10 protein-coding genes are annotated in these 12791 nt (G+C 55.0%); all 10 read right to left on the bottom strand.

The window, feature by feature from the left end; genetic code table 11:
• Positions 1-46 precede the first annotated feature (46 nt).
• The 10 genes from AC5DDB_RS23120 to AC5DDB_RS23075 all read right to left on the bottom strand — a co-directional run bounded on the left by AC5DDB_RS23120 (position 47) and on the right by AC5DDB_RS23075 (position 12787).
• Positions 47-880 (bottom strand): leucine-rich repeat domain-containing protein, encoded by an 834-nt coding sequence (locus AC5DDB_RS23120; RefSeq protein ID WP_491742125.1) that lies wholly within the window; start codon positions 878-880, stop codon positions 47-49.
• 65 nt (positions 881-945) lie between these two features.
• Complete coding sequence (locus tag AC5DDB_RS23115) at positions 946-4239, bottom strand: ATP-binding protein (protein WP_491742124.1); 3294 nt, start codon at positions 4237-4239, stop codon at positions 946-948.
• 109 nt (positions 4240-4348) lie between these two features.
• Positions 4349-5059 carry a tRNA (adenosine(37)-N6)-threonylcarbamoyltransferase complex dimerization subunit type 1 TsaB gene (gene tsaB / locus AC5DDB_RS23110; RefSeq protein ID WP_491742123.1) on the bottom strand — a complete coding sequence of 237 codons (711 nt, stop codon included), beginning with the start codon at positions 5057-5059 and terminating at the stop codon, positions 4349-4351.
• A gap of 181 nt (positions 5060-5240) precedes the next feature.
• Positions 5241-5738: a phosphohistidine phosphatase SixA gene (gene sixA / locus AC5DDB_RS23105; RefSeq protein ID WP_491742122.1), complete on the bottom strand. Its 498-nt coding sequence runs from the start codon at positions 5736-5738 to the stop codon at positions 5241-5243.
• A 20-nt stretch (positions 5739-5758) separates the two neighbouring features.
• Positions 5759-7525, bottom strand: a complete 1767-nt coding sequence (locus AC5DDB_RS23100; RefSeq protein WP_491742121.1) for a putative Ig domain-containing protein — start codon at positions 7523-7525, stop codon at positions 5759-5761.
• Between the two features lie 70 nt (positions 7526-7595).
• Positions 7596-9050: a hypothetical protein gene (locus AC5DDB_RS23095; RefSeq protein WP_491742120.1), complete on the bottom strand. Its 1455-nt coding sequence runs from the start codon at positions 9048-9050 to the stop codon at positions 7596-7598.
• Between the two features lie 51 nt (positions 9051-9101).
• Entirely contained in the window at positions 9102-10775 is a 1674-nt protein-coding gene (locus tag AC5DDB_RS23090; RefSeq protein ID WP_491742119.1) for a hypothetical protein, read from the bottom strand.
• On the bottom strand, positions 10775-11584 hold the full coding sequence (locus AC5DDB_RS23085) for a prepilin-type N-terminal cleavage/methylation domain-containing protein (RefSeq protein WP_491742118.1): 810 nt from the start codon (positions 11582-11584) through the stop codon (positions 10775-10777). The genes AC5DDB_RS23090 and AC5DDB_RS23085 overlap by 1 nt, the downstream gene beginning before the upstream one ends.
• A 10-nt stretch (positions 11585-11594) precedes the next feature.
• A complete protein-coding gene (locus AC5DDB_RS23080) occupies positions 11595-12062 on the bottom strand; it encodes a type IV pilus modification PilV family protein (protein WP_491742117.1) in 468 nt (155 codons plus the stop codon).
• A 98-nt stretch (positions 12063-12160) separates the two neighbouring features.
• The gene (locus AC5DDB_RS23075; protein WP_491742116.1) at positions 12161-12787 is read right to left on the bottom strand and encodes a prepilin-type N-terminal cleavage/methylation domain-containing protein; all 627 of its coding nucleotides are present in this window, start codon (positions 12785-12787) and stop codon (positions 12161-12163) included.
• Positions 12788-12791: the final 4 nt, after the last annotated feature.

Here is a 12791-nt window from a genome sequence, read left to right as displayed (position 1 = left end):
ACAGTCGCCGCGGACTCAATCGACCGGAGTCGGGTTTTGGTCGAACTCACTTATACTCTAAGTCAACTTTGACACCGATGCTTTTCAGGGTCTCGATTTGCTGTTTTGCCGCATCGCCGAGCGGATTGCCACCGAGATACAACCGCCAATACGGGGCGAATTCTTTGGCGCCTTCGGCGTCTTTCTTCGCCATCTCCACGAGCGGGGACAAATTTTTGATCTGATTGTTATGCAACAACGTCAGCGAAAGTTCCTTCAAACCTGCCAACGCTCCGACATCTTCGATCTTGTTGTTCCCCAAGTCTAACGTTCGCACCCAACTAAACTCTGCAACCGGTGCGATATCGACCAGCCCGTTTCCCGCAGCGTCGAGTGAAGAGAGTTTCTTTAGGCCAGTCAATGGAGACAAATCTTGAATCTTGTTGTCAGCAATGTACAGCGATGCCATCGCTTTTAGGTCTTTCAAGGCGTCGATCTTTTCGATCTGGTTGCCTTGTAGTTCCAAGTGCTGCAATTTCACGAGACCGGCCAGCGGACCAATGTCTGTGAGTTGGTTGTTCGCCAAATACAACGACTGCAGATTCTTGAGTTCCGAAATCGGTTTGAGGTCTGAGATACTGTTGTCGGAAAACTTGGCTTCGGCGAGATTGACACATTTCTCTAATCCAGCCAAGTCGGCAATTTCACGACCATTGGCGTGCAGAATGTAAACGTCTTTGAGGTCGTCCGCTTTGAGCTCGTCTTTTTCACCTTTTTTGAGTGTCTCGCGAATGACTTTCGTCAGATTGGCATCTTGAAACAGGTCTTCCGCAACCGTAGTACTTGCAAGCCCACAAACAATGGCCCAAAGACATGCCAGACGAAAAACAGGAGGGAACATAGTTGACTCTCCGCCAATCAATCAGAGTAAGTGAATAATGCTAGTGGTGTTTCCGTTACGGTACATCAAACCGAATCGGACGAGCAACCGCTCGACGCCAGACTCATCACTTCTTGAATGGTTTCTTCCAAACCGTCGAGGCTTACCGGCTTCGTGAGATGTCGTTCGAACCCGGCCTCCCGACTCTTGCGAATGTCGTCCTCCATCCCGAAACCACTGAGTGCAATCCCACGGATTTCCCGGTTGGCCGGTTGCTGACGAAGGTGTCGAATCACGTCCAAACCACTGCCATCGGGAAGCCCGATATCGCTGATCACCAGATCGAAGCGAGCTGTGTCCGAAATGCGGCGGACTTCTTCCACACTCGAAGCCGCCTTCACATCGTATCCGAACATTTTTAGCAATTTCGACATCATCCGCAACGTATCTTCGTGGTCTTCGACGAGCAGAACCTGCAGGTCGGCTCGTTCTTTCTTCTTCGGCGAACGCGGCTTCTGCGATTCGTGGACTCTGTCCGCACCAATGACAGGAAATGAAACGCTAAATGTGGCTCCTTTGCCCACGCCCTCACTGTTGGCCGACAGCGTTGCCCCCTTATGCATTTTCATCAGAGCACGCGAAATCGCCAGTCCGAGCCCTAAACCGCCGAACTGCCGAGTAACGGTCCGCTCTCCCTGCTCGAAAGCGCTGAAAATCCGCGGCAAGACATCCGGTGCGATTCCGACACCGCTGTCCGCAATTTCGACAACCAATCGCCCGGTCGCGTCATTGCTGCCCTCCATCCGCGTACGCAATGAAATGCGTCCGCCCTTGGGAGTGAATTTGACAGCATTATTGATCAAGTTCCAGAACACTTGCTGCACACGAGCCGGGTCCGCCCAGATGAAGGAATTTTCCGCGCGGAGTGCCTGTGAAACTTCCAGCCGACGTGCGTCGATATCGGCCTGACAGATCTCCAAAGCCCGTCGCAAAGTCGCATGGGCATCGACGGCCTCGAAGTGCAGCTCAATTTTTCCGCGATTGATTCGGGTGAGATCGAGCAAGTCGTCGATGAGTCGTGCTTCCATTTCGACATTGCGACGAATCATCGTCATCTCTTCCCGGAACTCGGCGGGAAGATTGTCGCGAGTCGACATATAGTTCACGGTGGCCAACACGGGTGTCAGCGGCGTCCGAAGTTCATGGCTTAAAATCGCCAGGAACCGGTCCTTGGCCTTGTTTGCCCCTTCCGCCAACTCCTTGGCTTCCCGAAGCTCTTTCTCCGCTTTCTTTGGAGCCGTAATGTCTCGCGAAATTCCCATCACGCCACTGATTTTCCCGCTTTCGTCACGGTGGGGAATCTTGGTGATGTGAAAGAGATGTTTCTGACCGTTGATGATACGTTCCTGTTCCCAGGTGTAAGGTTCCCCGGTCGCGATCACTGATTGATCGATTTCGCGGATCGTTCGGACAATATCCGGCGTGAAGAATTTGTCGTCGGTTTGTCCGAGGATTTTGTCTTTCTCGCGATTCATGTTCCGCGCCCCGGCGGAGTTGATCATCAAGTAACGGCCTTTGATGTCCTTGACGAACACGGCATCGCCGATGCCTTCGGTCACGGCGTGCAAAAGGGAATAGGCTTTCCGCAACGATGCTTGACTGCGACGGTGTTCCGTGATGAGCCGCCGGACTTTCGCTCGCAGTTCCTCAGCGGAGAACGGTTTATTGAGGAAACTCATCACGCCTTCGTCGAGCAATTTGACGTGCAGATTGTTATCGGCCCGTGCCGTTAGGAGTACGATCGGCACGCCCTCCATTTCCGGCCGACAACGCACTTCTCGGACGAACTCTTCGCCGCTCATTCGCGGCATCATCATGTCAGTCAGAATCAAATCAGGTCGCAGTTGCAACGCTTTTTGAAGTCCCTCGTGCCCGTCAAAAGCCGTCGCCACCCGATACTCCTCGGAGATCGTCTCTGCGAGGAAGCTGTTCATATCCGGGTTGTCTTCGATGACCAGAATCAACGGGGCATCCGCCTGACAAACCGGCAACCGACGCGAACGCGGACGACGATAAGTCCGCAGTTCTTCAATGGTCGTCTCTCCAAGCCCCGAGGCTTGCATCGCTTGCACGTTCGCGGGCGTCACCTTTACATCTTTGGGAGCAAGCAGCGGGACTTCGACATAGAACAACGCTCCGCCGCCGGGTGCCTCATCGACTCGGACTTTCCCCCGGTGTAAGGTGATGAACTCCTTGACGATCGATAACCCCAACCCGGTTCCGCCCACATTACGGTTCACGCCACAATCGACTTGTCGAAACCGCTCGAAGATTTGCGTCCGTTGCTGCGGGGAAATCCCGATGCCGGAATCTTGAACCGCGAAAACTGCCCCTTCGGGAGATTCATGCAGCGAAAACACAATCGTCCCGCCATCCGGCGTGAACTTGAAGGCGTTGGACAACAGGTTCAACAGAACCCGTTGCATCTTTTCCGAGTCGAACTGAGCGGGCAGTTTTTCGGGAGTCTCGATGACGAAATCAATGTCCCGTTCTTCCGCCAGACCTTCAAAATGTGAAGCGACGAACCGCGCCATACAGGCGAGATCGCCCTCTTGGTACTGCAAGACCATTGCATCGGCTTCGAGCTTCGATAGGTCGAGCAGATTGTTCACACGTTTCAGCAGCAGACCGGCATTTCGCTCGACGATTTGCAATTCCCGTCGTTGCTTTTCGGACAGCGTCCCTTTATCGAGCCATTTGCGAACCGGGCCAAGAATCAACGTAAGTGGCGTCCGCAACTCGTGACTGACGTTGGCGAAAAACTGAGTCTTGAGCTGATCGAACTCCTTGAGTTGCTCGTACAAAACACGACGTTCTTCGGTCTTCCGTTCGACTTCCCGTTCGATTTGTTTCCGTTCGGTAATGTCGCGGGCTTCGAACAACAACCGGATGACTTGGCCATCGGCATCACGTAACGGTTTGATGGTCACATCGAGTGTGAGTTGACCATCCGCGGTAGCCGGATCACAGACATCAGCTTCGTAGCGAACCTGTCGCCCGCCCGATGCTTCACGGATCGCCCGCCGGAGTTTCTTGTGCGTGTCCCGACAGACTTGCCACCAGCGGAGTTCCCAAAACCGATGCCCTTGAATTTGCTCGCGTTCCAATCGGCAACTTCGGAGCAATGATTGATTCGCTTCGAGAATCACTCCTTCAGGATTGAGCAACGCGACGTGCTCGGAAAGCTGATCGAGCAACTGGCCCATCCACGGAGAATCCCAGGAGTGGGAGAACATCGTATCGATATGGGAATGCGAGTCCCAATTTGACGATGAACCGGTGGGCTTGTGATTCTCGGAACGAGAACTTCGTGACTCCATGTTTGCTCTTCCTTGCGACTTCCGCTATCCGCGAAGATGGTTGTATTCGCGAGCGATCTGTTCCATCAGAACCCGGTTGGGGACTAGTTTAACGCTTTGGTTTGGCTTCTCAAGTGTTTTGACCTGGAATCGCCTTCGAACTTGTACGGGCGTTCCAACGGTCTTCGGCCGAACTCCGACGAAGATACAACGGTTCCAGTGCCCAGGGATCGGCGGAACTTCCTTCAACCGTTTGCTTTGCCCCAAGAGCCGCCACGACCTGCGCTTGCGGATCGAAACCTGACTCGGGCAACACCTGACACACGGAACTCAAAGATTCCGACCACTTTTTCACACCGGGACCACTGACCAAGTCCGACTCGCGTCGAGCAGCACACCACTTTGCCGCCGGGTGAATTTCGATTTCCCCCTGCAACGCAAAATTTCCATCGACGCGACAAAAACGACCAACAAACAAATCCTGACGTTGGGCATCCGCAATGACGAACAACTCCGAAACATGGCTCGGCGCGTTTTCGGCAATCGCCTGGAAGGTATTGATGGCAGCCAATTGACAACCACTGGCGTAAGCAAACGTCTTGGCACACACAATCCCGACACGCAACCCGGTGAAACTTCCAGGACCGACACTGACGGCGATGGTACCAATGTCTGTGGCGGAAAGCTCGTATTCACGCAACATGGCGTCAATTTCTGCGAGCAATGTTTGCGCGTGGCGTCGTCCGGTTCGATCTAGCGAACGCTCCACGACGAACTCTGCATCCCGCAGCAATGCCACACTCCCGGAACGCCCGGAGGTTTCGATTCCCAGTGTCCACATGAATTAATACCACTCGTCTTCACGAATCGCGATACTTGAAACGTCTATTTCTCAATTCGCCCGTTTGCCGGTCTTCTTTGTCTTGAGTGGATGCGAAAATGCATGGTTGTTTCACTTCCGCGAGACGGTAGCCGCCAATATCGTCCTGTCGACTCACGATTGTTGAGAAGACCAAGGTGCGTCAGTGAGCATCCGAAAAAAACTGCGGACTGAGCATCCATTCTAGCCGTCCGCGATCGACTTTGATTTTTCCTAAGAAACGAATGCAGGCGATAGTTCCTGGCTCGAAAACATACGAGCCCCCGCCAGCAAGACGACCGGCCGTTGTGCTGATAACCGGCTGATGACTCACAACCAACAAGGACGGTTCCACGGTCGGAGAACCTCCGGCTTGCTCTGTCGCCCGCTGTAACAGGGCCTTCTCATCGAGCCCCGGTCCGAGCCAATTTTGCTGTGCATCATCAGTGAGAGGAACTCCTAAGCCTTCGGCAAGTTGCTCCGCAGTTTGGCGAGCGCGGAGTAGGGGGCTGTGCAGGATCACATCCGGCCCAATCCCCACACGAGCCATCCATTGACCGGTCCGCAGCGACCGCAATGCGCCAGCCATTGTCAGCGGGCGTTCGGCATCGGAAGGTGCGGAGTACGCTGCTTCGCCATGCCGCATTAGCATCAACCGCATTGCAGCCTACCTTATCACGTTTATTCCGTGTCTCTCGGCGGGTCCTCGGCACGAGCCGGTTCATCGACGGGCACGGTTTTTGGTGGTGTTTCCAGGGGGTTCATCTCTCGCAAGAATTGCCCCAGTCTTAGGCGGTGAAGTGTACCATTCACCTCCAGGTCCAACCACCCTTCGCCGATTTCTTTGACGGTCAGATTCAGTTCGGATGCGGAAAATTCTTCATCCACTTTGACGATGAATTCCTTGTCGTTCCATTGATCATAGAACCACGCCTCCGCTCCCTGATTATCACCGACAGCCCCGATGAAACGAGTGTTGCCGGCGGCGTCTCCCTGAACGTTGACCGGAATGACCACATCACTCGACAGCGGTGGATCGCCGGAGTCGCTCACTTGCACCGTAATGTTGTATTCCGCAGCGGGTACCGATGCATCCGGAGTCCACACAACCGTGCCTGATTTAGGATCGACCTCCACCCCCGCGGGTGCCCCTTCTTTGAGAGTGAACGTCAGTTGGTCCCGACCGCCATCGTCGTCAATTTGCGGCACCACCAAAAGCGTTCGCCCATGAAATACCGTTTGCGGCTCGATCGGTCCCGCTTGGGGCGGAGAATTCTTCTCCTTCAAAACGATATCGACGGGTAACTCCGCGATGGGTTCCCCCTCGGCAGAATACTTTGCGACAAAATGGATCGGGTATGTCTTTGCCGGTGTTTCTTCGCTAGTCTCCCAGAACACTTCCCCGGTAGCCGGATCGAACTTCAACCCGTCTGGGAGTTCTCCTTCGATCGCCAATTTCGGTGGGCCGGGTGTGGGATCGAAATCACGTGCTGCCACCGTGAACTTCACCGGTGCCCCACGCGTGACAACCAACGAACGTGGTGCCGACAGTTGCGGTCGGTATTCGCGATCGGGGAGGGGTTTCGAAAAGAGATTCGCCAGCTCTTTCGGCTGAAATGCGGGATCGCCGGCGTATTGTTCACTCAACGGGTTCCGCAAACCGAGATCGACTGGACCGTCCTTGGCATGGGCGACGGCGGTGCTGCCAAACGCTCCTCGACGAACCGTCCACTGAGGACCAGACGTTTTCTGTACCGTCATCCATTCTTCGCCGATTCGAATGCGAAAGCCACCACCTTCCGGGAAACCAGTAACGTCATCCACAACAACCGTCTCGGCATCGGCCGTCAGCGGTTCGGCAAGTCGCGTTTCGGGAAACAAGCGACTACGAGTAAGTGCATCCTGAAGCACCAAACCTTCCGCGACCAACCGCATTTTGAGCGGTGGATTCCCCATCTCGGCTTGACCTTCCACACGAAGTTCTTGCACGTGATGCAAGAGTTCTGTGCCTTCGAACTTCGCGAGGAATGCCGTCAGGTCTGGAAACCGCGTAGTTGCTTCAAGGATCACTTGCACCGAAAGATAAATGTCGCGGGATGGACGAATCGGTCCGGGTGTGACCTGCACGTTTTCCATGCCGCTTTGTGTAGCCAAGTCGGTCAGCCAGTCGTGATACAAACGCTGAGCCGTCAACGCGGTGGGTCGCTCATCGTTACCAACGACATCGGGTGGCAAACTTTGCCGACGCCAACCGGAGAGCTGCTCCATCGCAGCGAAGATCTGGTCGCGTTTGCCGTCGAGTTTCTCGAACTCAGACTCCAAACTCATCAATCGATTTTGACGTTCATCGAGCGGCCCCATGACCCAACTGCCGACAAAACTCCATGCGACATACAGCCCGAGCACCCCGCCAAGGATCAGAGCCAATCGCTTTTCCCGAGTTTGCATGATGACCTACCCGCTGTTGTTTCAATTTCAAAGTTCAAATCGTGGAAGAAGACACCGAAGAAAGCCGCAACTATTCGGCGACTGGCTGATCCAATGCCCGCTCCATATCGAGCGGTCTTTGCTTGGAATAAGTGGGGTCTTCAGAGTCTTCCTCGCGTGTTGCGTGAACGTCGTAACCCAGGGCCGCCAGTTCTGCTAATAGTGCGCGATGGTCTTCCGGTTCTTTGGCGAGTGCGAGACCGGAAATTCGAGCACGAGCACCACGCGGTTCGGCCGTCGCTTGCCATGTCCGCACGACAATTCGATCACGGCCCGGCGAAGCCGACTCGAATTCTGCAAACCGTTCTACCGGGTTCACGCTCTTGGCGAGCCAAGCTTGCACATCGGCAGTCGAAACGAGCAAATCTTCGCGTTCGTCCACGAAGTCTTCAGCTTCTCCGATCTGTGCGTTAAGGTCCTTGATTTCGTTGTCCAACCGAGAGATGGCATTCGATCGCAAGAAGTACCCAATGCCGAACGCCACCACCAAACCGGCAGCAATCGCCAACATTCGTGTGCGTTTGGGGTCTCGTCGCTTTCGTGCTTGTCGGGGATGTAAAAAATCTAAGGTGTCGGCCAGACAGCGGTTCTTCTGCAATAGCAGACCGAGTGAACTCAGCATGTCAGCCGCGAAGTCATCTTCGACACTTGCATCCAACGACACCGAAGGAACGCGGGCCGGTTCCAATCGCAGAACTTCCGTGCCCACCGCTTTCTCTAAGGCCGCTTGTAGCTCTTCGTGTGCAGCGTCGGCGTTTAACCATGTCCGTTCGACTTGCAGCGTCGGCCAATGACTTCGCAAAGTGACCAATGCTCGCCGGACTTCCGGCACGATCACGGTAGCCTTGCTCGCGCTGCCAGACAGCCGAAACGCATGCGTGAGTACCAAATGTCCGCGGTAAAGAACGGCTGCCTCACCTCCGCGTTCATGCACGGAAACGGCGAGAACAACCGTTTCCGGTGCCTTTGACTCAACTTGGGCATGGGCCACCATCTCAGAGAGTCCCACCACGCCAGGGACGATGCTGGCAATTGGCGTTTCGCTTGCGGCGAATACGCGTGTGATGGCATCCAGGCGTCCGCGGGGAATCGTGAACAGCATCACGTTGCGACTGGTTTGATCGCCAATTTTTGCAATCGGCAGAAAGTCGAGTCGCAGTTGATCCAGCGGCGTTGCCGTTTTCGCAGTGGCCTGAAAACGCACTAAGTTCGGCAATTCCTCATCCGGCGCATCCGGAACTTCCAGCCGACGTGTCACATAATCGGAACGTTGCAAACCGACCACAACGGACTGGCCGGCGAGACCGAGTTTCTCAAGTGATTCCTTCAGCCAACGACCGGCTTCCTCAGGGCGTTCTAGCGGTTTGACATCGCTGGGCCATTCGAGTTCGAAGGTCCGTCGCACGACGACGCCTTGCTTGGTCGATTCGGCATCGAGACCGATCAAGCGTTGTTCGCCCCATCCAATTGCTAAAATGTCTGCCATCGATCGGCTTTCTTTTCGCGACTACGTTGCGATCTATTGATTCAGCTAAGTTTAGGGAGTCATCCCCATCGATAATTCCGCCTGCGAGTACGCCCGCCCGAGGTCCGTGAGATCCACTACTCGTCGAATCTTCGGTGGCATGGTCGAGGCATCAATGAGAGCCTCGATCCGCACATGCGGTCCGCCTTCATCAAAGTGACCGACCGACTGAGCCCGAAAGACATCGCCCCGCGCGGTCACGTATTGATCGAGTGCTCGCATTTCACTCAAGCTGAGTAAGCCATCCATCACCAGCCATCCCGTTGTCGCTTTGCGAGCGATCAGGTCAGCTGACGGGGCACCAGTGGAATCGAACGGCTGCGACGAGACGATCATGTTTGCCAAGTTCGAATCCATCCCCGGCAAACCAATCAGACTTTCGTACCGGGCTTCGTTAATATTCACTCGCCCCGGAATCGTCGTTTCATCCGACAGCGAAAACACGTCCATTAACTCTGGGAGGTATTGCTGCATCTCGGCAGGTGCGTCTGACCAAGGGCTGTCTAAAGTCGTCGGGCTGCCTTCGATCTCGACATCCACCCGCGTACCGATCAAGTCGTACAGCGAGACGATCTTCTGACTCGCACCTTTGGACAAGTCCATACCGCCCCGAGTCACGGCTCCCTCAATACCGCCGCCCATCGAAGCGGACTTCGCAATGCCACTGGCCAGTCGAGTCAGAAAACTTCCGGAACCCTCCGCATTCGCATCGCTTGTTCCAGAGAGGACGTCTCCGCCGACGTCTTCGACGGGACCATTCATTCGATATGCCACGATGAATTTCGCCACGTCTTCATCGAATTCGTTGGCAATCTCGTCGTAAAGCTCTGTGAGCAAACTCTGGTTGACATTGATCCGCGGCGAACCGTCGAAACGCAAGTTCGATTCCCGACTGTCGACCGTGAGAAAAGCATCCCACCCCAATCGCAACACACCGTCGCCGTCAGTGTCTTCACCAGCATCTAATCGGCCGTTGCGGTTGACATCCTCACCGTACAAGTCAATCCGCGTCACTTCCGGTAACGCCAGTAATTCATCGAGGGATGTCAACGGGGCGTTCTTATTGACGTCATCTTCACGGCCATACATCCGTGGCATTGCGGGAGATTCCGAGTCAATAAAATCGAGAATCGCGTCCGCTTGTGAGGTGGTCATGATGAGTTCTTCCGGGCCACCGGTCAGCATCATACGAATCTCGGTTTCGGGATCGGGCGGAACATCGGAGGACTCGTCAAGATAAGACACCATCGAATCATTCGAAGCCTCGTCGATCGAGATCGACGCAATAAAATTGACGTTGAGCTTTGCCGACTCGTTCCGCAATCCGAAACGCAAACCCATCGAACCGGTCTGCAACTCCACAGGTGAAACAATGCTGAATCGCCCTTGTCCACGCGGCAATTCGGAGGGCAACAAAATCTGTTGGAACCGGGTTGGGTTGTGATAAAAATTCTCGACGCCCACCGCTTCACGGACAGTGAGCATGCTAGCGGCGTATTCAATGCCTGACAGGGCGAACGATCGACTTTGCACGTCCCGCGCGTAAAGTACGGTGGCTTCTTTCTCCGCGAGCATTTGTTCGTTGAAGGTGTATGCCCCCAATGAGACCACCACGATGACCACCAAAATCATCGGCAACACGATGCCTCGGCGTTGTGCCGGTCGGAAACGACGTTTCGTGTTCATTACAACGCCTCCGGTAAGGACGCTGCGGGAAGGTCGATCGTGAAGTGTACGAACTCCGTCGTCGGACTCGTCCGGGATGTCGCCAAGATTTCCGAATCGGCAGACGACGCGGGAGCGAATTGCATCGAAACGCGAATCGCCCGAGGCAGTCCGGCGTACTCGATGCTATGCCAATCGTCCATCCAAGTGTTTGTATTCCCATCGAGATATTGAAACTGCATGCTGATGACTTCCGGAGCCAATAACTCAACGGGGACTTCCGTCATTGCCACGCCTTGCAGTTCCGCCCATTCGGCCTCTTGCTGATCGACATTGGAATACGAAACCCCACCGGTTTCCATCGCCGACCCACCGCCGAACGAATATGTGATCCGCCGAAGATCGCTTTGGCTATCTTGCAGAGCCACATCCGCCGCTGTCGCGGTCATGACTCGATTGCGAGTTGGCCGAACTGCCACAAGTGTGAGCGATGTCGAAGTCCCGACTAGTCGAGCCGTGACGGTCAGTGTGGAGTCGGCGGCGTCTGTAGTGACGGTCACAGTCCCATCTTCCGACTCTTCGTCTTCGGCGGGGACCTCCTCTTCTTCCGGTTGGTCGACAATCGAACGAATATCGATCGCCATGCGTCTGACCAAACTTCGTGCTAACTGCATTCTTTCGGCATCGATCCGGCCCACGCTCGACAATCGCCAGTAATGCGACAACGACGCGTACACCGCCACCATCAAAATGCCGCTGAGCCCTAAGGCCAGCAGCAATTCAAGGAGCGTGTAACCGCGAGCATGATGTGTTGACGGAACGTTTCGCACGGCTGAATTCTTATATTTCGGACAACGCCGCTTCCTGCTCGGCTTGGAGGTCAGCAATGGCTTGCGGGTCGCGAACCAATCGCCGAAGCGTAAAGACCGCAGCAGGTGTGCCATTGGGAGTATCGTACTGTGTTGTAATCTCGAGATTGAGCATTGTCGCATCGACTTCCCACGGGGAAACGGTCAGGCTCCATGTCCAACTACCCTCGATCGCGGTTGCAGCGTCTTCCTCGAACGGGGTCGCACCGGTCGTCTGCATGAGGTCGGCATTTGCGATGACTTCCGACATCTTCGATTCCGCCCGCACAATCGCTTGCGTTTGCAATCGTGAATCGATCGTGTTGCGATAGCCAATCGAAAGCAATTGATAAATCGCCGCCATCGACATCGTGAAAATCGACACAGACAAGACGACTTCCAACAACGACAAACCACGCCGATTGCTCAACGAACAGTTGGCATGCTTAAAGCTTTGCATGGACATGATTCGACGTTCAAACCTCTCGGACCCATGCCCACCCCGAACTGTGGGCATGCCACCCAATCTCGTTGCAGTCTGAACATTTTGAACGGTTCTCATAGGGCGTCCTCCGCACGTTTCGAGACGATGGACACCGCACCGGTCAGGTCGCGGATCGAGACCCGCATGATTTCGCCGTCTTCGTGGTGCACCTCAAATTGTGCCGCCATTGCCGAACCGTTCGGGTAGAACAAAATTGGTTGCGACCAACCGACCGTGTCCCATTCCATCCCCAACGTCAAACCGGCCATCTGCCATTCGGCGGGCGGGGGAAACTGCTCACTGAGGGTGAATGCCACATCCGATTGAATCTCGAAGCGGAACGCATCGTCCATTTCACCGGCAATTCGTTTGAGTCCGTCGTTTCCCGTCGCGGGGGCCTCAGGATCGGTACCGAGGGGTGGTTCGTGAGGCAGCACCAAGTACTTTTGGCCGCTCGGTTCGTAGCGAAACTCGTAAACAAGTTCGTCGTCGATCGCTTCGAGTCGGCAACGAATCAGATCGGACCGCAGCGTTTCCGTCACACTTTGCATTGCATTGCGAGCGAACATGCGATCCAGCGATGGCCATGCCAGACCTAACAACACGCTCAACACGACCAACACCAACAAGACTTCCACAAGTGTGAAGCCATGTTGGTATTGCAAGTTTTGCGAGGTTGATCTTGAGGAACGCGGAGCCATTTCA

This window comes from Thalassoroseus sp. (genome assembly GCF_984380535.1).
Note: the sequence above shows the minus strand (reverse complement) of the source record. Positions and strands in the feature narration are given on the sequence as shown.